The sequence below is a fragment of the Streptomyces sp. NPDC046859 genome, assembly GCF_040645135.1.
Taxonomy (GTDB): Bacteria; Actinomycetota; Actinomycetes; order Streptomycetales; family Streptomycetaceae; genus Streptomyces.
This window is the reverse complement of the sequence record NZ_JBEYXR010000004.1, coordinates 385,233-410,576: the sequence shown is the minus strand read 5'-3', so window position 1 is coordinate 410,576 and position 25,344 is coordinate 385,233. Positions and strand designations below refer to the sequence as shown.

The following is a 25,344-nucleotide window of genomic DNA, read 5'->3' as shown; positions in this document are numbered from 1 at the left end:
CGGTCCACCGTCCCCGTACGACCGGTCCCTCCCCCGAGCTCTCGGCTTCGCTCGAGCGGGGAGGTACCCCAGCCCACCCGCACCACCTCCCTGAAACCCACGGCCGCCGTCCGGGCGGCCGTGCAACCGACCGGAGGCAAGCCGCCGTGGCCGACCACCCCGTTGACGAGAAACTCCCCGCGCTCAAGATGGCGACGACCGGCCTCCAGCACGTGGCCGCCATGTACGCGGGCGTCGTCGCCCCACCCCTGATCGTCGGCGCGGCCATCGGCCTCTCCGCCACCGACCTGACCTTCCTGACCGGTGCCTGCCTGTTCACCGCGGGCCTCGCCACCTTCCTCCAGACGCTCGGCGTGTGGAAGATCGGCGCCCGGCTGCCCTTCGTCAACGGCGTCACCTTCGCCGGTGTCGCCCCCATGACCGCGATCGTCGCCTCCACCGGCGACAAGGACGACGCCCTGCCGATCATCTTCGGCGCCGTCATCGTCGCCGGGCTCCTCGGCTTCCTCGCCGCCCCCGTGTTCTGCAAGGCGGTCCGCTTCTTCCCGCCCGTCGTCACCGGCACCGTGATCACCCTCATCGGGATCTCGCTCCTGCCGGTCGCCTTCGGCTGGGCCCAGGGGCCCGACCCGGCCGCGCACGACTACGGCTCGGCCACCAACCTGGGCCTGGCCGGCGGCACCCTGCTCATCGTGCTGCTGCTGCGCCGCTTCACCACCGGCTTCGTCAAGCAGATCGCCGTCCTGCTCGGCCTGGTCGCGGGCACCCTGCTCGCGATCCCGTTCGGCGTCACCGACTTCGCTCCCGTCGCGGACGCGGACGTCGTCGGCTTCCCGACGCCGTTCCACTTCGGGGCGCCGCAGTTCCAGCTCGCCGCGATCCTCTCGATGTGTGTGGTGATGGTGGTGTCGATGACCGAGTCGACCGCCGACATGCTGGCGCTGGGCGAGATCGTCGACCGCCCGGCCGACGAGCGGACCATCGCGGCCGGGCTGCGCGCCGACACCCTCGGCTCCGCGATCAGCCCGCTCTTCAACGGGTTCATGTGCAGCGCCTTCGCCCAGAACATCGGGCTCGTCGCCATGACGCGGATCCGCAGCCGGTACGTCGTCGCGGCCGGCGGCGGCTTCCTGGTGCTGATGGGCCTGTGCCCGATGGCGGCCTCGCTGATCGCGGTCGTGCCCCGCCCGGTGCTCGGCGGCGCGGGCGTCGTCCTGTTCGGGTCGGTGGCCGCGAGCGGCATCCAGACCCTGGTCCGTGCCGGGCTGGAGAAGGACAACAACGTCCTCATCGTCGCCGTCTCGCTGGCCGTCGGCATCATCCCCATCACGGCGCCGGAGTTCTACCACGCCTTCCCGGTGACCGCGCGGATCGTGCTCGACTCGGGCATCTCGACCGGCTGCGTGGCCGCGGTGCTGCTGAACCTGGTCTTCAACCACCTGGGCCGCGGCGGCCGCGACGCGAAGGACGTGACCCACCCGATGGAGGCGGCACAGGAGCTCACCGGGAAGCCCGAGCGGACCCCGGCCGCCTCCTGAGTCCCCTCACGGCACCGCGCGCCCCGGCAGGACATGAGGAGTCCTGCCGGGGCGCGCGGCCCTGCCGGTGCCGGATCAGCGGGTGAAGGTCACCCGGCTCTCCTTGAGAGCCCCGCAGTTGGAGCCCGTCACCTGGACGTACACGTTCTTGATGTGACCGCCCCAGTCCACGCAGTACCCCTTGCCGTAGACGTAGGTGGGTCCGGCGTACGAGGTGTAGCGCCCGTAGTCCTCGTCGTACTCGTCGGTGCCGTTGACGTAGATCCACGCCGACATGTCCTGGGCGGTGCCCGGGGTGTTGCGGATGGTGGCCACACAGTTCTTGCCGTTGGTGGAGTTGTACGTCAGGTACACGGTGCCGAGCGAGCCCACCGGCGCCGAGTTCACCGTCTTGTAGCCGCTGCCGCAGACCTTCTGCGGGGTGGTGTTGGGTGCCGCGGAGGCGGGTGCCGCGAGGGCGGCCGTGCCGCCGACGGTCAGCGCCGCGAGCGCCACGGTGGACAGGACAGAACGTGCGTATCGCATATTTCCCCCTGGTGTCCATTGGAGTCGGTTGCTCCTGCATGGTGTGACCCGCGGGGTATACGAATGGTTGTGCTCGGATCTGCTGCCGTGTCGACACATCCCCTCGGCGGGGGGTGGTGTCAGATCCCGAACAGGCCCGGATCCGTGGCCAGTTCCTTGAAGTAGTCCTGCGGGTTCGCGACCATCCGGCGTTCCTTGAGGTCCAGCAGGCCGCCGATCGCGGTGAGTTCGGCCGCGACCGTGCCGTCCGCCTTCACCATGTCCTGCCGGATGCGGAACGTCTTGCCGCCCGACCACTCGAAGACGCACGTCACGTCGACCTCGTCACCGGCGACCAGCTCGCGCCGGTAGCGGATGGTCGTCTCCAGGGCGACCGGGCCGACCCCCTTCGATATGAGCCCGGTCTGGGTGATCCCGGCGGCCTGGAGCAGCGACCAGCGGGCGTGCTCGGCGTAGTTGATGTACACGCTCTGGTTGACGTGGCCCTGCACGTCGGTCTCGTATCCGCGGACGGTGATCCGGACGGAGAAAGGCTCGCTCACTGCTACCCCTTGGACGGTCGGTGCCTGATGCAGCGATCCTGGCACGCCGGTCACGCCCTGCGCGGGGAGGCCAGCAGATAGCGCGCCCGGGTGCGCGGCTCGGTGTGCTCCCCGACCTGCCAGCCCGCCCCTTCCAGTGTGGCCGCGCAGGCCCGCAGCCGTGCGGCGTCCGGCTCGCGCACGGCGACCGCGTCCGGCTGGGGCGTGGCCCGCACCCGGTAGCCGTCCTCGCCGTCCCCCTCGGCCGGCCGGTGCCCGGCGGCCTCCAGGGCGAGCGCGGCGGCCTGCACGAGATGGCCGCGCTCCCAGGCGCAGGGCCGGTCCACGGCCTCGTCCGGGTTGGTCATCCGGCGCAGCTCCAGCAGGCCCTGCCAGGCGCTGTGCACCTCACGGACGCGGGCGGGACCGCTCTGCGGCCGCTCCTCCCCGCCGATCCGCGCGGCGAAGACCCGCCCGGCTTCGGGGGCTTGCGCAGGCTCTGTCCGCGAGGGCTCCGGTGTCCTGAGGCGGTGCCCCGCCGGAGTCAGGAAGTGATCGTGCGGCGGGCGCGGGTGCCGGAAGGCCAGGCCCCGTCCCACCAGCGCCGCGAGCTGGGCCGGTGTCCCCCTCAGCCGCCCCGTGACGGGGTCGGCGGCGTCGATGACCCGGCGCTGGGCGGCGGTCGGCGGTCGCGTCACGGCGTGCTCCTCCCCGGGTGTCCGGCGCGCCACCCGCCCGCGCGGGACGCCGCACCCCTTCGCCCGGAAGGCTACGGCCCGGGTCTGACATTCCAGCCGGTGATCACCGGGCGGCCGTGCTCGGTGCCGAGCCGGCACAGCGCCCCGGTGGCCAGCTGGAACAGCGCCCCGTGGCTGGGCGGCAGTCCGAGATAGCGGGCGGTGAGCACCCGGAGGAAGTGCCCGTGCGCCACGAGGACCACACAGCCTTCCGTGTTGGCGAGCGCCGCGTCGACCTTGGCGAGCATCCGGTCGGCGCGCTCCCCGACCTCCTCCGGGCTCTCCCCGGGATGGTCCGGCGGGCCCGGCGCGACCCCGTCCGTGAACAGGAACCAGCCGGGCCGCTCACGCTGGATCTCGACGGTCGTCACGCCCTCGTAGCCGCCGTAGTCCCACTCGCGCAGATCGGCGTCCACGCGCACGTCGTGCAGCCCGATCAGCTCGGCCGTCTCCCGGGCCCGCTGCGCCGGACTGGTGAACGCGGCCCCGATCCGGTGCGAGCGGATCAGCGGTGCCAGCCGCCTGGCCTCCTCACGGCCGCGTTCGGTCAGCGGCACGTCCGTCGAGCCGGTGTGCCGCCCCGACCGCGACCACTCGGTCTCGCCGTGCCGGACCAGAAAGACCTCACCCACCGCGCACCCTTCCCGCTCGCCTGCCTGCAGCCTGCCATACGACGGCAGGGGGACGCAGAGCGGACTGGGCCGGACGGTCGTCCGGGGGCGGGAGTGCGCGGCTCAGGGGCCGGGGAGGGCCTGCACCGACTGCGCCAGCTGGCCCACCGCCGTGACGAGCGGCGCCACCGGCTCGACGAACGCGGTGAGCCGGTCCAGGGCGCGTCGCAGCACCGACGGCTGCGGTTCCTCCTCCTCCAACTCCTCGCGCAGCCGCCGCAGTTCCCGGTCGGTGGCGTCGGGGTCGGCCAGCGCCTCCCGGTGCTCCTGGAGCAACCGCTCGACCTGTGCGAGCAGTTCGGCCGTACGGGCCGTCTGAGCGGGGTCCTGGGCCGGGAAGGACACCGACCCGGAGAACGCCTGCGCCCGGTGCCCGACGGCCTGGTTGCCCACGTGGTGGGTGCCGCCGCTGATCACGATGCCGTTGTTGACGGGAGGGTCCTGGGGTCCGTCCTCGTGACGCATGCCGTATCGCTCTCCTATTTCTCCGAACCGCCGGCGCCGCCGACGGCTGCCGGGCCGGTCTGCCGGGGGACGGTCTGGGTGGCGCTGGCGCCCGCCCCGACCGCCTGGTTGCCGACGAAGCTCATGCCGCCCTGCTGGATGACGCCCTGGTTGAGGATCGTCTGCTGCTGTGCGCGGAAGTCGGTGATGTCGTAGCCGCGCGAGTCGAGGAACTCCCGGAGAGCGGCCAGGGTGTGACGCTCGACCAGGGAGACGATCCGCCCGGCGTCCAGCACCTGGAAGTAGTTGTGGTAGTCGGGGCTCAGCGCCATCTCGCGCACGCTCACCCGGGCACCGAAGTCGAACACGGGGTCCTGCTCCATGGCCTTCAGCTCGTCCATCATGCGCCGGTGGTGCCGGGCCTCGAAGCGGGCGTGCCGGACCGCGCGGAACGGGGCGGCGAGGAACGCCGGGCCCGTGCGGGACAGCGCGGTGACCAGCAGACCGCGCCGGGCGTCCTCCCGGAGCGGGCCGCGCAGCCGGTCCACGACGTGGTAGTCCGCCCGCACGGGCCCGAGGACGTGGTTGTCGCAGTGCAGGTGCAGGGTGCGGCCCGCGGTGGAGAAGTGCAGGAACACGCTGGGCACCACGTCCCCGCCCCACAGCGGCACATGGACGGCCAGATGGTGGCGGACGGCGCCGGTCGGGCGCTCGATGATCCGGTCGACCTCCGGCGGCGACAGCCGGGCGACCGGCGCGAGCCCGGTGCCGCTGGTGAACCGCTCGTCGTCGCCGACGGCCGTCCCGCTCGCGAAGACGCGGTCCTCGACGAACAGGGACCGCAGCGTGTCCGCGCCGTCGTCCGCCGCGCCGTCCCCGGTGCCGTGCCCGGCGACCGTGCGCAGCCGCTCCCGTACGTGGTCGACGAGGTCGGTGACGGTGAAGGGCTCCGGCGCGGCGGGGCGCGCCTTCACCTTGCCGGCGTCGTCGGCGGGCAGCAGCGGCACGGCGATCGACCACGTGGAGCTGGTGCCCGCGTAGCCGATGAAGGGCGTGTAGCCGCTGTACACCGTGACGTTGCCGCTCTGCGCCTCCCTGATCGCCGCCAGCCGGTCCGCGATCCACTTGTGGCGCGGCACGGTCGGGCGGGGCTGCCGGGGGAACGCCTCGCGGGTCAGGGTGGTGCGCAGCAGCCCGTCGATCGCGAGGTCGTGGCGCACGACCGTGGCACACGCGAACGCGACGGCGGCGATCGACGCCAGGACGGCGGGCACGCCGCCCCCGTACGCGCCGAGCAGCCAGGCGGCGAACCCGGACACGGGCGCCGCCGAGATCCCGTAGCCGACGTAGAAGGCGACCAGCACCATGACGGCGGCGGAGACGCCGGTGCCGATCAGGACCCGGCTCTCGGGCTGGTGGTGGCCGCGGGTGGCCAGGCTCGGGCGGGCGCCGGTGCGCCGGGCCGTCGACAGCAGCACCAGCGAGAACAGCACCCACAGCGGGGCGAGGACGGCCACCAGGGCGAACGCGCCGGTGAGCCGCTGGTCCCGCCGCCGGCGGAGCTCCCGCGCGGTCAGGCAGTGGCGGACGACGGTCACGAGGTCGACGTCGGGGGAGGGCGCCACCGCGCTGGCCTCGTCGGCCAGCACCTCCTCCACCACCCGGTCGGCGAACCGCTCGTCGACGTAGGCGGCCGTGCACAGATAGCGGGTGACGTCACCGGGTGCGCTGCCGACGGGCATGTGGACCGGACCGGTCGTCATGCCGGTTCCTCCCTCTCTCCTGCGACGGGCCGGTGCCGGCCGGGCACCGGGGAACGGGGTGGCGGACGGTCCGGCCGCGAGCAGGGCGAGCAGCGCGCCGGCCGCGAGACCGAAGAGGAGACCCTGGCGCAGCAGGTACCACAGCACCTCGGCGGACTGCTCGAACCGGTAGCGCTCGGGTCGGAACAGCCCGGGCAGCGCCCAGACCAGCGCCTGCAGAGCCACCGACACCAGCACGGCACCGCCGACCCGGCGCAGCCACGCCGGGAGCCGGGCGGGCAGCCGGGCCGGGAGCAGGACGACCCCGGCGATCAGCAGCAGGGCGTGGAGGTCGTTGGTGATCAGGTACCCGACGCCGGCGTAGCCGTCGGGGGAGTAGCCCCAGGAGGGCATGAACGCCGTGGTGAGCGGCCAGGGCTGGTCCCCGCTGCTCAGGTAGCGGTCCCAGTAGTACTCGCCCAGCGGGCGCTGCACCCAGGGGCTGCCCACGACCAGGAGGAGCGCGACGAGCAGGAGCGGACGGCCGCGTAAGCCGGACGGTCTCATTCCGGGGTCCCCCCATGCCCTGGCCGCTGCGATCGGTGGCGGCACTCTATGGCATCCCCGTTCTCCGCGACCGCGAATCCGCGAACCTCCGTCCCCTACTGGCGGTAGCCGCTCAGGAACCGTCCGATCCGCCCGATCGCCGCCTCCAGATCGTCGGCGTGGGGGAGCGTCAGGATGCGGAAGTGGTCGGGGGAGGGCCAGTTGAAGCCGGTGCCCTGGACCACCTGGATCTTCTCGCGCAGCAGCAGGTCCAGGACGAACTTCTCGTCGTCGTGGATGCGGTGCACCTCGGGGTCCAGGCGCGGGAAGGCGTAGAGCGCGCCCTTGGGCTTCACGCACGAGACGCCGGGGATCTCGTTGAGCTTCTCCCAGGCCACGTCGCGCTGTTCGCGCAGCCTGCCGCCGGGCGCGGTCAGGTCCCGGATGGACTGCCGGCCGCCGAGCGCGGCCTGGATGGCGTACTGCGCGGGCGCGTTGGCGCACAGCCGCATGGAGGCCAGCATGGTCAGGCCCTCCAGGTAGTCCTTGGCGTGCTGCCTCGGCCCGGTGACGACCAGCCAGCCCGAGCGGAAACCCGCCACCCGGTAGGTCTTCGACAGGCCGCAGAACGTGAGGACCACCAGGTCGGGGGCGAGGGCGGCGGCCGAGTGGTGGACGGCGTCGTCGTAGAGGATCTGGTCGTAGATCTCGTCGGCGAAGACCATCAGGCCGTGCCGTCGGGCGAGGTCGAGGACGCCCTCGACGACCTCCTTCGGATACACCGCGCCCGTCGGGTTGTTGGGGTTGATGATGACGACGGCCTTGGTGCGGTCGGTGATCTTCGCGGCCATGTCGTCGAGGTCCGGGTACCAGTCGGCCTGCTCGTCGCAGAGGTAGTGCACCGCCTTGCCGCCCGCGAGGTTGGTCACCGCGGTCCACAGGGGGAAGTCCGGTGCCGGGATGAGGACTTCGTCGCCGTCCTCCAGAAGGGCCTGTACGGCCATGGAGACCAGCTCGGAGACGCCGTTGCCGAGGAAGACGTCGTCCACGTCGACCTCCAGACCCAGGGTCTGGTAGCGCTGCGCCACGGCCCGGCGGGCGGACAGGACGCCGCGCGAGTCCGTGTAGCCGTGCGCCCGGGGAAGCATCCGGATCATGTCCTGGAGGATCTCCTCCGGCGCCTCGAACCCGAACAGGGCGGGGTTGCCGGTGTTGAGGCGCAGCACGCTGTGGCCCGCCTCCTCCAGTGCGTTCGCGTGCTCGATCACCGGACCGCGGATCTCGTAGCAGACCTCGCTCAGCTTGCTCGACTGCCGGAACTCCATGCGCGCTCGCCCCTCCGGATTCGTGTGGTGCTTGGTTTTACCAAGTGCGAGCTTGGAAAGTCCAACAACGTGTCTAGACTGCGTCGCATGTCACCTCGCCGAAGCTACGACCAGTACTGTTCCGCCGCCCGGGCGCTCGACGCCGTCGGCGACCGCTGGACCCTGCTGATCGTCCGGGAGCTGCTCGCCGGCCCGCGGCGCTACACCGACCTGCACGCGGACCTGCCCGGGGTCAGCACGGACGTACTGGCCTCGCGGCTGAAGGACATGGAGCGCGACGGCCTCAGCACCCGGCGCCGCCTGCCCCCGCCCGGCGCGGCCTACGTCTACGAACTCACCGAGCGGGGACGGCGGTTGCTGCCGGTATTGCAGGCGCTGGGGGAGTGGGGCCGGTCCGAGCTGGGCGAGCGCCGGCCCACCGACGCCGTCCGCGCACACTGGTTCGCCCTGCCGCTGCTGTCGTCGCTGGAGGGTGAGGGACTGCTCGAAGTGCGCCTGGAGGAAGGCGACTTCCACCTCCACGTCGGCGCCGGGGAGGGACCCGTCTACGGCGACGGGCGCGCCCCCCGCGAGCCCGACGCGCGGCTGGTCCTGGACTCCGCGACCTGCGAGGCGCTGGCGCGCGGCGAGGCGAGCCTGACGGACGTCGTACGGGACGGCCGTGCCACGGTGACCGGGGACGGCGCCCTGGCCAAGGCGCTGCTCGACGGGTGAACGCCGCGGGGCCCGCCGTACGCGACGTACGGCGGGCCCCGCGGCCTGTCATGACGCGCCGTCAGGCCGTCGGCGGCACCCTCGGCGGGCGCCCCGGGCCGCGCGTCAGCGCGTACCCGCCGATGCCCGCGAGCGCGGCCAGCACCCCGCCGAGCCCCGTCCACACCCAGCGGTCGGACCACCAGCCCGAGGCCCAGCCGTCATCGGGTTCGAGACTGGCGAGCAGCGCCTCCCCGCCGGACTTCTCCTCCTCGTCCCGGGTGACCCCGGCGCCCGGGACCAACGGTTGCGCCAGCGAACCGTCCACCGCCGCCGCTCCGCCGGCGTCCTGCGAGCCGATCCGCACCTCGGCGCTCACCGGCTGCCCCAGCACGGAGGCCGGCACGTCCACCGCCGTCAGCCGCACGTAGTAGGTGCCCGGCAGCGGGTCCCCGTCCCACGGCTCCGACCAGCCGCGCACGGTCCGCAGCGCGCAGGCCAGCTCGACCGACGCGGCACCGGCGGCCGCGGTGCGCGTCTGCGCCCCGAACCGGCACGCCTGGCGGCGCCGCAGACCGTCGTACACGTCGATCTGCCAGGTCTCGGCGGCGTGTTCGGCCGGCAGCTTCACCGTCGCCTCGACCGTCGGCCGCTGACCGGTGTCGGCGGGGAACGACCAGTACAGGTAGTCACCCGTGGAGGCGTTCGCCGTGGCGGTCTGCCCCTGCTCGACCTCGGTCGCCGTACGGAACGAGGTGCCCGCCCGCGTCGGCGCGTCCGCATCCTCCGACGCGCCCGGCGACGGCGAGGAGTCCGCCGCGGCGGGTCCCGCGGCCAGTCCCAGGGTGAGCAGGGCCGCGCCCAGCACACGTGTCATCCGCATCAGTTGGTCCTCCAGACCGCGACGCGCCAGCGAGACAGCCAGCCCCAGACGAGGCCGGCGAGGAAGCCGGCGAGGATCAGCGCGCCCAGCAGCCACCAGCCGCGCCCGAGACCGAAGGAGGCCACGTCCCGGGCGGGCGACGGCCCGTCCACGACGTCGACCGTCAGCTCCAGCGGCAGACCCGGAGCGGTCTTCACGCCGGAGCCCGCCGAGAAGGAGTGCGTCACCTGCAGGCACACGGTCTCCGCCGGGGCGTCCTCCTCGTCGTCGTCCGCCTCCGCCTTCGGGTAGCGCAGACCGGCCGACACGACGTCCGTGCGGCCGGTGCCGGCCGCCTCGCCGCGCACGATCTCCCGGCCCTTGGCCGTCACGGCCCGCACCAGCACGCCGTACGACGGGTTCACCGCCCGGTCGGCCGCCACGCTCACCGAGGCCCGCAGCTCCTGGCCGGGTCGCACGTCGACCCGGTACCAGCGCTGCTGCCCGAACTCCTCGCGGTCGGTGTACAGGCCGGACTTCAGCGTCGGCGCCTTCTCGCAGCGGTCCGCGCCGTCGGTCGCGACCGGTGTCACCACCGGATCGGCCGCCCGGTCCACCAGCTGGTTGACCTTGTCGGTGAGTTCCTCGGTGTGCTCGACCGAGGTGAAGGTGCCGCCCGTCGCCTCGGCGATACAGCTCAGCTGCTGCCGCAGCTTGGTGTTCGGCACCAGGCCGAGCGTGTCGATGGTCAGTCCGATGCCCCTGGCGGCGATCTCCCGCGCCACCTCGCACGGGTCGAGCGGCGCACAGGTGTCCTCGCCGTCGCTGATGAGCACGATGCGCTTGGAGCCCTCGCCGCCGTCGAGGTCCTCGGCGGCCTTGAGCAGCGCCGGGCCGATCGGCGTCCAGCCGGTCGGTGACAGGGTGGCCACCGCGGCCTTCGCCTCGGTGCGGTCCAGCGGGCCGACCGGGTACAGCTGCGCGGTGTCCTTGCAGCCCGTCTTGCGGTCGTCGCCGGGGTAGTTCGCGCCGAGCGTGCGGATGCCGAGCCTGACCTCCTCGGGCGTGGCGTCCAGCACCTCGTTGAACGCCTGTTTCGCCGCGGCCATCCGCGACTGGCCGTCGATGTCCCGCGCCCGCATCGAGCCGCTCACGTCCAGGACGAGATCGACCTTGGGCGCCGTCGCGCTCACCTCGTCGGCGACCGCCCCGGCCGGGAACGCCAGCCCGGTCGCGAGCAGGGCGAGCAGGGCGCACGCCCCGGCCGCCAGCCGTGTTCGTATGATCATCGGCGGAGCCTAGTGACCGGGGGCGGCCCGCTCCAAACCGGGGTCAGAACACGTCCTGCCGCAGCGGGTTGGGCAGGGCGGTCCACTGGTCCCCGCCCACCCCGGGCGACAGCCGCATCAGTGTGAGCGCCTTCGCGGGCACCTCCTCCTCGCGCAGGGCCGCCAGGTCCCCGGTCACCGGCAGGTCCGGCACGGCCGCCGCGAGGGCCGCGCGCAACGCCGGCCCCGAACCCGCGGTGCCCGCCAGCGCCCCGGCCACCAGGGACCCGAACAGCTTGCGGCGCAGGACCGCCACGTCGTCCGTGACGATCCGCCCGGTCAGCTCCGGCACCGGGACGCCGTGCCGCGCCAGCCGGGCCGGGCTGATCCGGATGTCGGCGAGATCGCGGTAGACCAGCCGCACCGGCGCCCCGTCCGCGGCCAGCACGACGAGCAGGTTCTGCCCGTGCGCCTCCAGCGCCACGCCCATCTCCAGCAGCCGCAGCCCCGCCGTCAGCGCCAGCCGTGCGAACGCCGCCAGCCACGCGCCGGTGGCGGGCAGTCCGGTGCCCGGCAGTGCGGCCACCGGCACCACCCGCTCGCCGGGCCCCGCGTACCGGCCGGGCGGCTCCCGCAGCACGGCCGCCAGATCCGCGGACCCGGCCGCCACGGCCCCCAGCGTGCGCGTGAAGTGCACCTGCCCGTCCAGCCGGTCCCCGAGGTCCGCCGCGAACCCGGACAGCGTCTGCGACATCCCCACGGAGTACACCGAGATGTCCCGCACCGAGGACGTCAGCCGCGCGCTCAGCGCCGTCTTGACGTGCGGCCCCCCGGGCACGGCCAGCGTGCGCAGCGACATCAGCGGATGCGCGTCCGCCCAGTCCTCGTACGGCCGCTTGAGCACATGCTCGGCCTGCCACGGGTGCACCGGGATCAACAGGTCGTCCCCGTCCCGCAGTTCCTCCGGCCACACGCCCGTCACCAGGCACCCGTCCGCCCGCACCGCAGCCCGCGCCAGCGACACGACCGGCCGGTGCTCCGGCCCGTACGCCAGCTGCTCGGCGACCGAGAAACCGGGCCGGGAACGGCAGTTGGGGTGGAACGGATGCCCGTCCACCACGCGCTGCTCCCACTCCCAGTCGTGCTCCGGCCACTCTTTCGGGTGAGAGTCCTGCGCGGCCCGCGCGAGGGCCAAGGAGGCCACGCTGTGCCCGATCTCGGAGGTGAGCGCCCCACCGTGCGGTACGGCCAGGTCCGTCAGCAGCCGGACCGGATCGTCGTACACCGTCCCGTCCAGCCGCACGGAGGTGACGTAGGCGGCGGTGGCGTACGGGTCCGCCCGCGGCCCGTCCAGCCGGCGGCCGTCCCCGAGCCGCAGGACGAGCCCCTCCCCGCCCCCGTCCCGGCCGGTCACCCAGGGCAGCGGCTCGTACGCCAGGGCACGCCAGAGCCGGGTCAGCACCGCGGCCCTGGCCCCCGGCAGCGCGGCCGTGTACCGGGGCACGAGGGCGGGGCGGGCCTCGGCCAGTTCGGCGGCGATCTCGGCCTCGGCGCTCGGAGGACGATGCACGGGAGGACTCCTCGGGGTACGTGTAGGGCGTCGGGACGGCCGCCGACGACAGCCATACTGATCGTCTCCCGCCTGAACGGACCGTAGGGAACCAGTGGATCGCGTGCACCTCACCCCGCCGACCGCCGCGGACGCCGCGGCCCGCGCCGACGCCCTGGCGACCGCCCCGCTGCTCAACTGCCTGCTCCGCGAGGTGGCCGAGCCGCAGCGCGACGGAGCGGCCCGGGCGGACGCGCCGGACGACGAGCGGCGGGTGCACCGGCTGCGCGGCTCGGGCCGCCTCCTGCGGGTCCTCGGCGCGCGCCGGCCCGCCGAACCCGAGGTGTTCACCGGCGGCGCCTGGCGCCGCGTCGGCCACACCGAGCTGGTCAAACTCGTCGCGGACGAGCTGCGCCGCCACACCGGCCTGTCCAACCACGAGCTGCCCGCCGAGATGATCGACAGCCGGGACGCGCTGGCCGCCCTGCTCACCGCACGCGCGCGTGCCGTGCCGCCCGGCGACCTCTATCTGCGCTCCGAGCAGTCCCTCCTCACCGGCCACCCGTACCACCCCGCGCCCAAGGCGCGCGGCGGCGGCCCGGTCGCGGCCTGGCTGCCGTACGCGCCCGAGGCGTACGCCCGCTTCCCGCTGGCGCTGCTCGGCCTGCGCGAGGACCTGGTCGTCGAGGAGGGCGACACGACCGGCCTGGACGCCCTCGGTGCGGCCCCGCCCGGCTACCGGCTGCTGCCCGCGCACCCCTGGCAGCTCGACCTGGTGGACCTCGAACCCGCCTTCGCCGACGGCCGGCTGGTCCGGCTCGGCACGACCGCCTTCGACGCACGGCCGACGGCCGCGATCCGCACGCTGTACGCGCCCGGGCACGACCTGTTCCTCAAGTTCAGCCTCGACGTCCGCATCACGAACGACATCCGCCGGCTGTGGCGCCACGACCTGCTGCGGCTGCGCCGCACCGACGCGGCGGCCACCGCGGCCCTAGCCGGCCAGGACGCCGCCTGGCTGAGCGACCGCGGCTACCGCACCGCCTCGTTCGCCTTCGAGGAGCTGGCGGTCCTGGTGCGCGACGGGCTGCGCGGCCAGGTCCGGCCGGGGGCGACACCGCTGCTGGCCGCCGCGCTCGTCGAGGGCTTCGAGGGCAGCCCGCTGGACGCAGCCGGGGACCCGGCGGCCTGGTGGGAGGCCTACCTCGCCCAGGTCGTCCCACCCGCGCTGACGGCGTTCGACACGCACGGCGTCGTCCTGGAGGCGCACCTGCAGAACTCCCTGGTCGCCGTCGACGCCGGCGGCCTTCCCGTGCAGGCGCTGTTCCGGGACGCCGAGGGCGTGAAGCTGCTCGGGGACGTGTCCCGGGCGGCCGGCTGGGAGCGGCTGGTGTACTGCCTGGTCGTCAACCACCTCGCCGAGATCGCGGGGGCCCTGGGCGCCCGCCACCGCGGGTTCGACCCCTGGCCGGCGGTCCGCCGCGAGCTGGCCCGGCACGACCTCCCCGAGATCCCGGCCCTGCTGTCGGCCCCCACGCTCCCCGGCAAGACCAACCTGCTGCTGCGCTGGACGGGCGCGGGCGGCGCGGACGCCCGCTATCTGCCGCTGCCGAACCCGCTGGCGGAAGACGGGTGAACGACGGGCCCGGGCCCTCGGCGGTCCGGGGCGCACAAGCCGCGAAATGGGTACTGGACCCGATGGTCCCGGCCCCCCGGCGTGTGAGGGTGACAGTGAACCCCCGGCCTCCCGGCCCCCGGAAGGAGGAGGTATGCCGCACCCGACCCGGCCCCCGCACTCCCTCGGCGCACGGCCACGACGCTCCGACCCGCGTCCCACCCGGGTCCCGGAGACGGGGCCTCCGCCGCCGGACGGCCCGCGCGGCCGGCGTGGGGCCTGGGCGCTGCTCGCCGCCTCGGTGGTGATGCTGACCGCCGGCGCGATGCTGCCGCAGGGCCTGCTCCTCGCCTCCGGACTGGTCGCGGCGGGCCTGGCCGTCCAGACGCTCATCCCGCCCGAGAAGCCGGAGCCCCCGCGCCCCCGCGTACCGGAGCCCACCCGCCCCCACGACCCGACCGGCCGCCCGCACGACGACGCCTGACGAGATACGGGCGCGGGACCAGCGCCCGCCCGCCTCCTTCGGTCGACGAGTCCGCGCAGCCGTCCGGCGCGGCGGCCGCCCCCTCCGGCACGAGGTGATCCCGACTATGCTCGGTCCGTACCGCAGGCCGAAAGCAGGGGTCGGATGTTGAGAGAGGTCGTAGCCACCCGCTACATCGAGCCCCTGACGTCCGGCGGCTCCGTCCCCGGCGTCGTCGAGGCCGACGACCTCGGCACCTACGTCGTGAAGTTCACCGGCTCCGCGCAGGGCCGCAAGGCCCTCGTCGCCGAGGTGATCGTCGGCGAACTGGCCCGCGCGCTGGGCCTGCGGTTCCCGGAACTGGTGCTGGTGCACTTCGACCCCGCGGTCGCCGACGGCGAGCCGCACCAGGAGGTGCGGGACCTGCACACCGCCAGCGCCGGGGTCAATCTCGGCATGGACTACCTGCCGGGCGCCCGCGACTTCACCCCCGAGGTCGCGAAGACGTTCCGCGTGGACCCGCTGGAGGCGGGCCGGGTCGTCTGGCTGGACGCGCTGACCGCGAACGTCGACCGGACCGTGCACAGCTCCAACCTGATGGTCTGGCCGACCCTCGGCACCGTCCCGCCCCGGCTGTGGCTGATCGACCACGGCGCGGCCCTCGTCTTCCACCACCGCTGGGACGCCTCCGACCCGGAGCGCGCCTACGACCTGCGCCACCACGCCCTCGGGCAGTACGGCCCCGACGTGCGCGCCGCGGACGCGGAGCTGGCGCCCCGGGTGACGGGGGACCTGCTGCGGGAGGTCGTGGCGGCGGTGCCGGACGCCTGGCTGCCCGCCGAACCCGGCTTCGCCACGCCGGAGGAGGCGCGCGACGCCTATGTCGCGCATCTGCACGCGCGCGTGCGGGCGTCCGCCGCGTGGCTGCCCACCGGCTTCCCGACCCGGGAGGAGCTCGCCGCCGAGGACGTCGCGCGGGCGGCGAGGACACAGCGAGGCCGGCCGGACTGGCTCAAGCGGGTCCCCGACCTGCACGGCAAGCCGGCCGTGGAACAGGACGGATCGGTGCACCTGGGATGAGCGGCCGCGTCGAGATCGAGTACTGCACCCAGTGCGGCTGGCTGCCCCGCGCGGCCTGGCTGGCGCAGGAACTGCTCACCACCTTCGAGGCGGAGCTGTCCGAGCTGGCTTTGAGGCCGGGCAAGGGCGGGGTCTTCGTCGTCCGGGTGGACGGCGAGCCGGTCTGGGACCGGCGCGAGCAGGGCTTCCCCGAGCCCACGGCGGTCAAGCGCGCCGTACGGGATCGAGTGGCCCCGGGGAAGTCCCTGGGCCACTCGGACAAGGCCGGTCCGGACGCCGTCAGCCCCTGAGCCGCTCGTACGCCGGCAGGGTCAGGAAGTCGGCGTAGTCGGCGTCCAGGGAGACCTCCAGCAGCAGGTCGTGGGCCTCCTGCCAGTGGCCGGCGGCGAACGCCTCCTCGCCCAGCTCCTGCCTGATGTTCCGCAGCTCCTCGGCGGCGACGTCGCGGGCCAGCGCGGGCGTGGCCTTCTCGCCGTTCTCGAACTCGACGCCCGCGTTGATCCACTGCCAGATCTGGGAGCGGGAGATCTCGGCGGTGGCCGCGTCCTCCATCAGGTTGAAGATGGCGACCGCACCCAGCCCGCGCAGCCAGGCCTCGATGTAACGGATGCCGACCTGCACGGCGTTGACGAGCCCGTTGTACGTCGGCCTGGCGTCGAGCGAGTCGATCGCGATGAGGTCGGCCGCCTCGACGTGCACGTCCTCGCGCAGCCGGTCCTTCTGGTGCGGCTTGTCCCCGAGGACCTTGTCGAAGGACTCCATGGCGATCGGGACCAGGTCGGGGTGGGCGACCCAGGAGCCGTCGAAGCCGTCGGCGGCCTCGCGGTCCTTGTCGGCGCGGACCTTCTCGAACGCCACCTTGTTGACCTCGGCGTCGCGGCGGGACGGGATGAACGCCGCCATGCCGCCGATCGCGTGCGCTCCGCGCTTGTGGCAGGTGCGGACGAGGAGTTCGGTGTAGGCCCGCATGAACGGGGCAGTCATCGTGACCGCGTTGCGGTCCGGCAGGACGAACTTCGGCCCGCCGTCCCGGAAGTTCTTGACGATGGAGAACAGGTAGTCCCAGCGGCCGGCGTTGAGCCCGGAGGCGTGGTCGCGCAGTTCGTGGAGGATCTCCTCCATCTCGTAGGCCGCCGTGATCGTCTCGATCAGCACGGTGGCCCGGACGGTGCCCCGGGGGATGCCGAGGTGGTCCTGGGCGAACACGAACACGTCGTTCCACAGGCGGGCTTCGAGGTGCGACTCCGTCTTCGGCAGGTAGAAGTACGGACCCTTGCCAAGCTCGATCAGGCGCCGCGCGTTGTGGAAGAAGTACAGGCCGAAGTCGACGAGGGCGCCGGGGACCGGCTGCCCGTCGAGCTGGAGATGCCGCTCGTCGAGGTGCCAGCCGCGCGGGCGCATGACGACGGTGGCCAGCTCGTCGTCGGGACGCAGGGCGTACGACTTGCCCGAGCCGGCGTCGGTGAAGTCGATGTTCCGGGTGAAGGCGTCGATCAGGTTGAGCTGGCCGAGGACGACGTTCTCCCAGGTCGGCGCGGAGGCGTCCTCGAAGTCCGCGAGCCAGACCCGGGCGCCCGAGTTCAGGGCGTTGATCGTCATCTTGCGGTCGGTCGGGCCGGTGATCTCGACCCGGCGGTCCTGGAGCGCGGGCGGGCACGGGGCCACCTGCCAGGAGTCGTCGGCGCGGATCGCGGCGGTCTCCTGGAGGAAGTCGAGCGTGGAGGTGCGGGCGATCTCGGCGCGGCGCTCCGCGCGGCGGGCGAGGAGTTCGTCACGGCGGGGCGTGAAGCGGCGGTGCAGCTCGGCCACGAAGGCGAGGGCCGCGTCGGTGAGGACCTCCTCCTGCCGGGGCAGGGGCTCGGCGTCGACGATGGCCAGCGGGGACGGCGCTGGTGCGGACATGAGCTGTCACTTCCTTCAGCGGGCGGTGGGGCGAGCGGTCGAGCTGTGTGACACCGGGTGCCAGTCTTCCCGGATGCGGGGCGAAGCGTCCGTCGAACGGCCAGAGCGCTTCTGATCAGTGGATACTAGTTTCCTCATGGTGGAAGTTCAATGGTTTGTTGATGTCGAGATTCCTGGTGCCGTCGCGGGGTGGCGCCGGGTGTCACCGCGGTCACTCCAGGTGGGCGAGATCGGCCTCCGTGTCGATGTCGTACGGCTCCGCCACATCACCGCAGTCGACGAGCGCGACCGAGTCCGCGTGCTCCCTGAGGTAGGCGCGCGCCCCCCGGTCCCCGGTGGCGGCCGCGCTCACACCGGCCCAGTGGGCCGCGCCGAACAGCACGGGATGCCCGCGGACGCCGCCGTACGCGGCTGAGACGAGGGACGACTCGTCCCGGTACGCCGAGAGGACCCGCGCCACCGCCTCCGGGCCGATGCCCGGCTGGTCGACCAGCAGGACGAGCGCCGCACGCGCGTCCGAATCGGCCAGCGAGTCCAGCCCGGCCCGCAGGGAGGAGCCCATCCCCTCGGCCCACTCCGGGTTCTCCACCAGGAGGCACCCGTCGAGCCGCGCCCGCTGACGTACGTCCGCCGCGCGCGCCCCCAGGACCACGTGCACGCGGGCGCAGCCGCCCGCGCGCAGTACTCCGGCGGCGTGCTCGACCAGGGGCCGGCCGCGATGCGCCAGCAGGGCCTTGGGCCGTCCGCCCAGCCGTCTGCCGCCGCCGGCCGCGAGGAGCAGACCGGCCACCGGGAGGGCTCGTGAGTCCGTCATGCGTCCTGCATACCTGACACCCGCGCGAGGGGGCGCCCCGCAGGGCTGAATTTCCGTCCGCGCTGTAGCGGATCGGTACGGGGTGGCGTTTACTGACCCGCGTCCCCGGCGCCCCTAGGGGCGTTCGGCGAGGGCGCGCGGCTGGTGGCGCACAACGGCGTGCGAGGGGGAGGGCTTTGTTGCGGAGCTTGGGGCAGAGGTCGGTGACGGGCACAGGCGAGGATCCGAGGGTGGCGGAGCTGCGGACGGCCGTGTCCCGTCTGCGCCGCGAACTCGCCGCGCACCCGGCCGACTTCCCCGACCGGGGGATCGCCGAGGAGGAACTGGCCGCGCTGGCCGCGATGACGGCCGACGGGGCGCCCGAGGCGCCACGGCTGCGCCGGTCGTTACTGCTGATCGCCGGGGCCATCGGCTCGGTGAGCGCGCTGTCGCCAGGACTGACCCAGGTGCGGGACGCCGTGGAGATGTTCGGGGCGCCCCCGCGCGGCCGGGGATAGGTTCCGTCAGGAGTGGTTCTGGCTGGCCAGCGCCTCGGCCAGTTCGTCGGCGATCTGCTGGAGCACCGGCACGATCCGCTCCGTCGCCGCCTCCGTGACCCGGCCCGCCGGCCCCGAGATCGAGATGGCCGCCGGGGTGGGGGAGTCGGGCACGGGGACCGCGAGGCAGCGCACCCCGATCTCCTGCTCGTTGTCGTCGACGGCGTAGCCGGTGCGCCGCACGTCCTCCAGCGCCGCGAGGAAACCGTCCGGCGTGGTGATCGTCCGCTCCGTGGCGGCCGGCATGCCGGTGCGCGACAGCAGCGCGCGCACCTCCTCGGCCGGGAAGGACGCCAGCAGCGCCTTGCCGACGCCCGTGGAGTGCGGGAGCACGCGCCGGCCCACCTCGGTGAACATGCGCATCGAGTGCTTGGACGGCACCTGGGCGACGTAGACGATCTCGTCGCCGTCGAGCAGGGCCATGTTCGCCGTCTCGCCGGTCTCCTCGACCAGGCGGGCCAGATAGGGGCGGGCCCAGGTGCCCAGCAGCCGGGAGGCGGACTCGCCGAGCCGGATCAGCCGCGGTCCGAGGGCATAGCGCCGGTTGGGCTGCTGGCGGACGTATCCGCAGGCCACCAGGGTGCGCATCAGGCGGTGGATGGTGGGCAGCGGCAGACCGCTGCTGGCGGACAGTTCGCTCAGGCCCACCTCGCCACCGGCGTCCGCCATCCGCTCCAGCAGGTCGAAGGCGCGCTCCAGGGACTGGACGCCGCCGCTGGGCCGGGCGGAGTCGGTGGTGCTGGCGCTGGACGTCGGCACGGCGCGTTCCTTTCGGGGCCGGTGGGAAGGGCAGAAGCCTACCCGCCGGTCGGTCGACCGCCCGCGAAGGCGTCTTTCACATTCTGCTTGATGGAAGGCTAATTCCACTTCGTGGAACTGTCCAGAGTTCTCGAGCGCGGTGCACTGTGGAGAAGTGTGCCCTTGACGGCGCCGCGACGGGAGTGAAGACTCCTTCAACAGAACGTTGAATTTCCGTGGTCCGAGCGGGCGTCCCGAGCGGCTCGCGGAAGCCGAGGCGGCAGAGAGGGGTCCGGGGTGTCCGACGTCGAACTGGTGCTGCGCTCGACGCGCGTCATCACCCCGGAGGGGACGCGGGCCGCCTCGGTCGCGGTCTCCGCCGGAAAGATCACGGCCGTCCTCGGGTACGACGCCGGCGTCCCGTCGGGCGCCCGGCTGGAGGACGTCGGCGACGACGTCCTGCTGCCCGGCCTCGTCGACACGCACGTGCACGTCAACGACCCCGGGCGCACCGAGTGGGAGGGGTTCTGGACCGCCACGCGCGCCGCGGCGGCCGGCGGCATCACCACCCTCGTCGACATGCCGCTCAACTCCCTGCCGCCCACCACCACGGTCGACCACCTGCGCGTCAAGCGGAAGACGGCCGCCGACAAGGCGCACGTCGACGTCGGCTTCTGGGGCGGCGCCCTGCCCGGCAACACCGGGGACCTGCGCCCGCTCCATGAGGCCGGGGTCTTCGGCTTCAAGGCGTTCCTGTCGCCGTCCGGCGTGGACGAGTTCCCGCACCTCGGCCCGGACGACCTCGCCCGTTCCATGGCCGAGATCGCCTCCTTCGGCGGACTGCTGATCGTCCACGCCGAGGACCCGCACCACCTGGCGGCGGCCCCGCAGCACGGCGGGCCCCGCTACGCGGACTTCCTCGCCTCCCGCCCGCGGGACGCCGAGGACACCGCGATCGCCCGGCTGATCGCCCAGGCGAAACGCCTCCACGCGCGCGTGCACGTGCTGCACCTGTCCTCCGGTGACGCGCTGCCGCTGATCGCCGAGGCCAAGCGGGAGGGCGTACGGATCACCGTCGAGACCTGCCCGCACTACCTCACCCTGACCGCCGAGGAGGTCCCGGACGGGGCCAGCGAGTTCAAGTGCTGCCCGCCCATCCGCGAGTCCGCCAACCAGGACCTGCTCTGGCAGGCCCTGGCCGACGGCACCGTCGACTGCGTGGTCACCGACCACTCACCCTCCACGGCCGACCTGAAGACCGACGACTTCGCCACCGCCTGGGGCGGCATCTCCGGTCTCCAGCTCAGCCTGGCCGCCGTGTGGACCGAGGCGCGCCGGCGCGGGCACGGCCTGGAGGACGTGGTCCGCTGGATGTCCACCCGGACCGCCCGGCTGGCCGGGCTCGGCCGCAAGGGCGCCATCGAGGCCGGCCGCGACGCCGACTTCGCCGTGCTCGCCCCCGACGCGACCTTCACCGTGGACCCGGCCGCCCTGCAGCACCGCAACCGCGTGACGGCGTACGCGGGCAGGACCCTGCACGGAGTCGTGCGGTCCACCTGGCTGCGCGGCGAACGCGTCTTCGCCGAGGGCGAGTTCACCGACCCGAAGGGACGTCTCCTCACCCGCACCCCGTGACTCCCATCCGACGACGCGAAAGGCAGACCTGATCACCGTGACGGCGATCCCCAGCTTCACCGGCGACGCGAGCCCCTACCGCGGCGGCGACCCGTACGCGGACTACCGCACCGCCGACTTCCCCTTCACCCGGTACGCCGATCTCGCCGACCGGCGCCTCGGCGCCTCCGTCGTCGCCGCCAACGACGAGTTCTTCGCCCAGCGCGAGAACCTCCTGGTGCCCGGGCGGGCCGCGTTCGACCCCGAGCACTTCGGGCACAAGGGCAAGGTCATGGACGGCTGGGAGACCCGGCGCCGCCGCGGCGCCTCGGCCGATCACCCCTGGCCGACGGCCGAGGACCACGACTGGGCGCTGGTACGCCTCGGCGCCCCCGGCGTGATCCGCGGAATCGTGGTCGACACGGCCCACTTCCGCGGGAACTACCCGCAGGCGGTGTCCGTCGAGGGCGCCTGCGTGCCGGGTTCGCCGTCGCCCGAGGAGCTGCTCGGCGACGACGTGAAGTGGACGACGCTCGTACCGCGCACCCCGGTCGGCGGCCACGCCGCGAACGGCTTCGCCGTCCGGGTCGAGCAGCGCTTCACCCACCTGCGGCTCAACCAGCACCCCGACGGTGGCACGGCGCGCCTGCGCGTGTACGGGGAGGTCGTGCCCGACCCCGCCTGGCTGGCGGCGCTCGGCACCTTCGACGTCGTCGCCCTGGAGAACGGCGGCCAGGTCGAGGACGCCTCGAACCTCTTCTACTCGCCCGCCACCAACACCATCCAGCCGGGCCGCTCCCGCCAGATGGACGACGGCTGGGAGACCCGCAGGCGCCGCGACCAGGGCCACGACTGGATCCGCTACCGGCTGGCGGCCCAGTCCGAGATCCGGGCCGTCGAGATCGACACCGCCTGTCTGAAGGGAAACAGCGCCGGCTGGGCGTCGGTGTCCGTGAAGGACGGCGAGAGCGGCACCTGGACGGAGATCGTCCCGCGTACCCGTCTCCAGCCCGACACCGATCACCGCTTCGTCCTGCCGTCCCCGGCCGTCGGCACGCATGCGCGCGTGGACATCTATCCGGACGGCGGCATCTCGCGGCTGCGCCTGCACGGCTCGCTGACGGAGCAGGGCGCCGCGGGCCTGCGCGCCCGTCACCAGGAGCTGGGCGGGTAGCCGGGCGGCGAGGGAACGGTCTCGCCCCGCGGCCGGTGGTGCTGTGGGGGGTCCGCGGGGCGAGCGTTCAGTGGTGCGGTACGGCCTGCCGGCCGGACCTCAGCAGCCGGGGTCGATCAGGTCGAAGGTCGCGTAGTGGTCGGCCGTGTAGTAGTCCTCCTGTGGCTCCTCACCGGTGACGACGCGCCGCGCGCCCCGGGTGTCGGAGCCCGGCGTGATCACCGTGTACTCGTGGTAGTAGCCGGTCGACCGGCTCGGCAGGACGCCTTCCCGGTTCTGGAAGACGGTGCCGTCCTGTTCGAAGGGGAAGGGGCCGCCCCGTTCGATCAGGTCCAGGGTGTCGTGCGCCTGCGACGGCAGGTCGCTCTGGCAGATGCTGCCGACGGCGGCCGTCGCGGGGGTGGCGGTGACGGCGCCGCCGACGAGCAGCGCGGTCAGCAGCGCCGCCGCGGAGCCGATACGGGCGAGGTGTGGGGGGAATCGCATGGCCGTATGATGACGCGCGTAGAAGATGGCATGTCAATGTCAACTCTGCGGTTCTCCACCGGATGTCCCCCCGATGTGCACGCCGCTGCCACGGCGTGCGAGGCGGTCACCCGGGCTTCCGGCTCTCGGCCACCGCGAACAGCGCGAACGCCAGCACCAGCAGGGTCACGCTCGCGTAGACCTCGTAGCCGTCGAGGAAGCCGACGCGCTGCACCAGCCCCCAGTGCCAGTCGGTGAACTCGTGGACCAGGCCCGCGACGCCCTGCACGAGACAGATGAACCCGAGGAACTCCAGGAGCTGCTTCATGCCCCCAGCCTCGCCCGCCGGGCACCTCGCGCCCATCGGCCGGTGGGCGCGACAGGCGCGGCCGAAGGAGGCCTTCCGGGCGGCCCGCGTCCACCAAAGTCCCCGGTGCCGCGACTTTGGTCGGTGATGCCGTCGCGAGAGGCCCACCGGAAGCCGCCTCTGCGTAGATTTGTCGACCGTGACCACCGAACAGCGCCCGTCCCCACCGCAGTTCCTCGCGGAGCGGCGCTGGCTGCTGCCCTCCGCCCTGGCCGAGGAGTTCGAACCCGACCCCGACCGGCCCGGCCGGCCCCGGCGCACGGCCCGCGACTGGGTGGTCGACTTCGGCTGCTTCCTGCTGGCCGTGCTGCTCGGCCTGCTCACCGCGGACACGCTGGCGCAGGAGGACCTCCCCTCCGGCCTCGTCGCCGCCGACCAGCTGCTCGGCGCCCTGGCCTGCGCCGCGGTGTGGCTCCGGCGCCGCTGGCCGGTCGGGCTCGCGGTCGCCATGGTCCCCGTGTGCTTCGTGTCGAACACCGCGGGCGGCGCGGGTGTCGTCGCCCTGTTCACCCTGGCCGTCCACCGGCCCTTCCGGTACGTCGCCTGGGTCGCCGGCGCCTCGCTGGCGCTGACCCCGCTGTTCTTCTGGCTGCGCCCCGACCCCGACGTCCCCTACGGCTGGGCCGTCTTCTCCGTCGTCCTGCTCACCGGGGCGATGGTCGGCTGGGGCATGTTCGTACGGTCCAAGCGGCAGCTCATGGTGAGCCTGCGCGACCGCGCGCGGCGCGCCGAGACGGAGGCCCGGCTGCGCGCGGAGCAGGCGCAGCGCCTGGCCCGTGAGGCCATCGCCCGGGAGATGCACGATGTCCTCGCACACCGGCTGACCCTGCTCAGCGTGCACGCGGGAGCGCTGGAGTTCCGGCCGGACGCGCCCCGCGACGAGGTCCAGCGGGCCGCCGGTGTCATCCGGGAGAGCGCCCACGAGGCCCTGCAGGACCTGCGCGAGATCATCGGGGTCCTGCGCGCCGGCGAGTCCGACGACTCCGGCCGGCCCCAGCCGACCCTCGCCGCGCTGGAGGCCCTGGTCGCCGAGTGCCGCGAGGCGGGCATGAAGGTCACCCTCGACCTGCGCGTCACCGACCAGGCCGCCGTACCGGCCTCCGTGGGCCGCACCGCCTACCGCGTCGCCCAGGAGGGACTGACGAACGCCCGCAAGCACGCCCCGGGCACCGAGGTCACCGTGACCGTCACCGGCGCACCGGGACAGGGCCTGACCGTGGCGGTGCGCAACCGGGCCCCCGAGGGGGAGGTGCCGCCCGTGCCCGGCTCCGGTCAGGGGCTCATCGGGCTGCGGGAGCGGGCGACGCTGACGGGCGGCCGGTTCGAGCACGGGCCCGAGGCGGACGGGGGGTTCGGCATCCGGGCGTGGCTGCCGTGGGCGTGACCGCGGGCGTGCGGGCGGAGTCCTTCCTGGGCGGACCCGTCCCCGCGCACCGGACGACCGTGATTACGTGAGGCCCATGACTGCCATCAGACTGCTCCTCGTCGACGACGATCCGCTGGTCCGGGCCGGACTGTCCCTGATGCTGGGCGGGGTCGAGGACATCGAGATCGTCGGTGAGGCGGCCGACGGCGCCGACGTCGGACCGCTGGTCGACCGCACCCGGCCGGACGTCGTCCTGATGGACATCCGCATGCCGGGCGTCGACGGCCTCACCGCGACGGAGCGGCTGCGCACCCGGAAGGACCCGCCGCAGGTCGTGCTGCTGACCACCTTCCACGCCGACGAGCAGGTGCTGCGCGCCCTGCGCGCCGGGGCCTCCGGCTTCGTGCTGAAGGACACCCCGCCGGCCGAGATCGTCGACGCGGTGCGCAAGGTCGCCGCCGGCGACCCGGTCCTGTCGCCCACCGTGACCCGCCGGCTGATGGACCACGCCGCCGGTACGGCCGCCGACACCCGCCGCGCCCACGCACGCGAGCGGCTGACCGCCCTGAACGACCGTGAGCGCGAGGTCGCCGTCGCCGTGGGCCGGGGCCTGTCCAACGCCGAGATCGCCGGGGAGCTCTACATGAGCGTCGCCACCGTGAAGACCCACGTCTCTCGCGTCCTCGCCAAGCTGGACCTCAACAACCGGGTGCAGATCGCGCTCCTGGCGTACGACGCGGGACTCCTGGAGGAGCTCGACGACCTCAAGGGCGAGGGACGCTAGGGCGC

General features: G+C 73.6%; 26 protein-coding genes. 11 read left to right on the top strand and 15 right to left on the bottom strand.

Translation table 11 applies throughout. The features are described 5' to 3' along the window. The first annotated feature begins 146 nt into the window (after positions 1-146). The gene (locus ABZ899_RS08210) at positions 147-1,538 is read left to right on the top strand and encodes a nucleobase:cation symporter-2 family protein (protein WP_361342440.1); all 1,392 of its coding nucleotides are present in this window, start codon (positions 147-149) and stop codon (positions 1,536-1,538) included. A 75-nt stretch (positions 1,539-1,613) separates the two neighbouring features. Here ABZ899_RS08210 and ABZ899_RS08205 read toward each other — a convergent pair whose 3' ends face one another. The 7 genes from ABZ899_RS08205 to ABZ899_RS08175 all read right to left on the bottom strand — a co-directional run bounded on the left by ABZ899_RS08205 (position 1,614) and on the right by ABZ899_RS08175 (position 8,049). Then, complete coding sequence (locus ABZ899_RS08205) at positions 1,614-2,063, bottom strand: spore-associated protein (protein WP_361342437.1); 450 nt, start codon at positions 2,061-2,063, stop codon at positions 1,614-1,616. A 119-nt stretch (positions 2,064-2,182) separates the two neighbouring features. Beyond that, a complete protein-coding gene (locus tag ABZ899_RS08200; protein ID WP_361342434.1) occupies positions 2,183-2,605 on the bottom strand; it encodes an acyl-CoA thioesterase in 423 nt (140 codons plus the stop codon). 50 nt (positions 2,606-2,655) lie between these two features. Next, positions 2,656-3,282: a hypothetical protein gene (locus tag ABZ899_RS08195; RefSeq protein ID WP_361342431.1), complete on the bottom strand. Its 627-nt coding sequence runs from the start codon at positions 3,280-3,282 to the stop codon at positions 2,656-2,658. A gap of 71 nt (positions 3,283-3,353) precedes the next feature. After that, positions 3,354-3,953, bottom strand: a complete 600-nt coding sequence (locus tag ABZ899_RS08190; RefSeq protein ID WP_361342428.1) for a histidine phosphatase family protein — start codon at positions 3,951-3,953, stop codon at positions 3,354-3,356. Positions 3,954-4,055: 102 nt separating this feature from the next. Continuing rightward, positions 4,056-4,457 (bottom strand): DUF5955 family protein, encoded by a 402-nt coding sequence (locus ABZ899_RS08185; protein WP_361342425.1) that lies wholly within the window; start codon positions 4,455-4,457, stop codon positions 4,056-4,058. A gap of 14 nt (positions 4,458-4,471) precedes the next feature. Further along, positions 4,472-6,745 carry a hypothetical protein gene (locus ABZ899_RS08180; protein ID WP_361342422.1) on the bottom strand — a complete coding sequence of 758 codons (2,274 nt, stop codon included), beginning with the start codon at positions 6,743-6,745 and terminating at the stop codon, positions 4,472-4,474. A 95-nt stretch (positions 6,746-6,840) separates the two neighbouring features. After that, positions 6,841-8,049 carry a pyridoxal phosphate-dependent aminotransferase gene (locus ABZ899_RS08175; RefSeq protein ID WP_361342419.1) on the bottom strand — a complete coding sequence of 403 codons (1,209 nt, stop codon included), beginning with the start codon at positions 8,047-8,049 and terminating at the stop codon, positions 6,841-6,843. Positions 8,050-8,136: 87 nt separating this feature from the next. Here ABZ899_RS08175 and ABZ899_RS08170 point away from each other — a divergent pair, with 87 nt between their 5' ends. Then, positions 8,137-8,763 (top strand): winged helix-turn-helix transcriptional regulator, encoded by a 627-nt coding sequence (locus ABZ899_RS08170; protein WP_361342416.1) that lies wholly within the window; start codon positions 8,137-8,139, stop codon positions 8,761-8,763. Between the two features lie 61 nt (positions 8,764-8,824). Here the strand turns inward: ABZ899_RS08170 and ABZ899_RS08165 are convergent, their stop codons facing one another. The 3 genes from ABZ899_RS08165 to ABZ899_RS08155 are packed head-to-tail and all read right to left on the bottom strand — an operon-like array spanning position 8,825 to position 12,442. After that, complete coding sequence (locus ABZ899_RS08165; RefSeq protein WP_361342413.1) at positions 8,825-9,625, bottom strand: hypothetical protein; 801 nt, start codon at positions 9,623-9,625, stop codon at positions 8,825-8,827. Further along, positions 9,625-10,893: a VWA domain-containing protein gene (locus tag ABZ899_RS08160; RefSeq protein WP_361342410.1), complete on the bottom strand. Its 1,269-nt coding sequence runs from the start codon at positions 10,891-10,893 to the stop codon at positions 9,625-9,627. The genes ABZ899_RS08165 and ABZ899_RS08160 overlap by 1 nt, the downstream gene beginning before the upstream one ends. Positions 10,894-10,936: 43 nt before the next feature. After that, positions 10,937-12,442 (bottom strand): IucA/IucC family siderophore biosynthesis protein, encoded by a 1,506-nt coding sequence (locus ABZ899_RS08155; RefSeq protein WP_361342408.1) that lies wholly within the window; start codon positions 12,440-12,442, stop codon positions 10,937-10,939. A gap of 94 nt (positions 12,443-12,536) precedes the next feature. Between ABZ899_RS08155 and ABZ899_RS08150 the strand changes: the two genes are divergently transcribed. The 4 genes from ABZ899_RS08150 to ABZ899_RS08135 all read left to right on the top strand — a co-directional run bounded on the left by ABZ899_RS08150 (position 12,537) and on the right by ABZ899_RS08135 (position 15,869). Next, positions 12,537-14,057 carry an IucA/IucC family protein gene (locus ABZ899_RS08150; protein ID WP_361342405.1) on the top strand — a complete coding sequence of 507 codons (1,521 nt, stop codon included), beginning with the start codon at positions 12,537-12,539 and terminating at the stop codon, positions 14,055-14,057. A gap of 133 nt (positions 14,058-14,190) precedes the next feature. Continuing rightward, positions 14,191-14,520, top strand: a complete 330-nt coding sequence (locus ABZ899_RS08145) for a hypothetical protein (protein ID WP_361342402.1) — start codon at positions 14,191-14,193, stop codon at positions 14,518-14,520. Between the two features lie 144 nt (positions 14,521-14,664). Then, positions 14,665-15,579: a HipA family kinase gene (locus tag ABZ899_RS08140; RefSeq protein WP_361342399.1), complete on the top strand. Its 915-nt coding sequence runs from the start codon at positions 14,665-14,667 to the stop codon at positions 15,577-15,579. Further along, entirely contained in the window at positions 15,576-15,869 is a 294-nt protein-coding gene (locus ABZ899_RS08135; RefSeq protein ID WP_361342396.1) for an Rdx family protein, read from the top strand. The genes ABZ899_RS08140 and ABZ899_RS08135 overlap by 4 nt, the downstream gene beginning before the upstream one ends. On the opposite strand, the gene aceB is transcribed toward ABZ899_RS08135, so the two are convergent. Together aceB and ABZ899_RS08125 are read right to left on the bottom strand one after the other, a co-directional pair. Beyond that, a complete protein-coding gene (gene aceB, locus ABZ899_RS08130) occupies positions 15,859-17,481 on the bottom strand; it encodes a malate synthase A (RefSeq protein ID WP_361342393.1) in 1,623 nt (540 codons plus the stop codon). The genes ABZ899_RS08135 and aceB overlap by 11 nt on opposite strands. Before the next feature lie 211 nt (positions 17,482-17,692). Next, entirely contained in the window at positions 17,693-18,295 is a 603-nt protein-coding gene (locus ABZ899_RS08125) for a nucleotidyltransferase family protein (protein ID WP_361342391.1), read from the bottom strand. A 176-nt stretch (positions 18,296-18,471) separates the two neighbouring features. Between ABZ899_RS08125 and ABZ899_RS08120 the strand changes: the two genes are divergently transcribed. Continuing rightward, complete coding sequence (locus ABZ899_RS08120) at positions 18,472-18,792, top strand: DUF5955 family protein (RefSeq protein WP_361342388.1); 321 nt, start codon at positions 18,472-18,474, stop codon at positions 18,790-18,792. Between the two features lie 6 nt (positions 18,793-18,798). Here the strand turns inward: ABZ899_RS08120 and ABZ899_RS08115 are convergent, their stop codons facing one another. Further along, on the bottom strand, positions 18,799-19,590 hold the full coding sequence (locus tag ABZ899_RS08115; protein WP_361342385.1) for an IclR family transcriptional regulator: 792 nt from the start codon (positions 19,588-19,590) through the stop codon (positions 18,799-18,801). 276 nt (positions 19,591-19,866) lie between these two features. Between ABZ899_RS08115 and allB the strand changes: the two genes are divergently transcribed. Both allB and alc read left to right on the top strand, forming a co-directional pair. Beyond that, on the top strand, positions 19,867-21,204 hold the full coding sequence (gene allB / locus ABZ899_RS08110) for an allantoinase AllB (RefSeq protein WP_361342382.1): 1,338 nt from the start codon (positions 19,867-19,869) through the stop codon (positions 21,202-21,204). Positions 21,205-21,241: 37 nt separating this feature from the next. Next, entirely contained in the window at positions 21,242-22,357 is a 1,116-nt protein-coding gene (gene alc / locus ABZ899_RS08105; RefSeq protein ID WP_361342379.1) for an allantoicase, read from the top strand. Positions 22,358-22,456: 99 nt separating this feature from the next. On the opposite strand, the gene ABZ899_RS08100 is transcribed toward alc, so the two are convergent. Beyond that, positions 22,457-22,843 (bottom strand): ribonuclease domain-containing protein, encoded by a 387-nt coding sequence (locus tag ABZ899_RS08100; protein WP_361342376.1) that lies wholly within the window; start codon positions 22,841-22,843, stop codon positions 22,457-22,459. Positions 22,844-22,949: 106 nt separating this feature from the next. Further along, positions 22,950-23,150: a hypothetical protein gene (locus tag ABZ899_RS08095; RefSeq protein WP_361342373.1), complete on the bottom strand. Its 201-nt coding sequence runs from the start codon at positions 23,148-23,150 to the stop codon at positions 22,950-22,952. A 169-nt stretch (positions 23,151-23,319) separates the two neighbouring features. Between ABZ899_RS08095 and ABZ899_RS08090 the strand changes: the two genes are divergently transcribed. Next, entirely contained in the window at positions 23,320-24,573 is a 1,254-nt protein-coding gene (locus ABZ899_RS08090; RefSeq protein WP_361342370.1) for a histidine kinase, read from the top strand. A 76-nt stretch (positions 24,574-24,649) separates the two neighbouring features. Beyond that, positions 24,650-25,339: a response regulator transcription factor gene (locus ABZ899_RS08085; protein ID WP_361342367.1), complete on the top strand. Its 690-nt coding sequence runs from the start codon at positions 24,650-24,652 to the stop codon at positions 25,337-25,339. Positions 25,340-25,344: the final 5 nt, after the last annotated feature.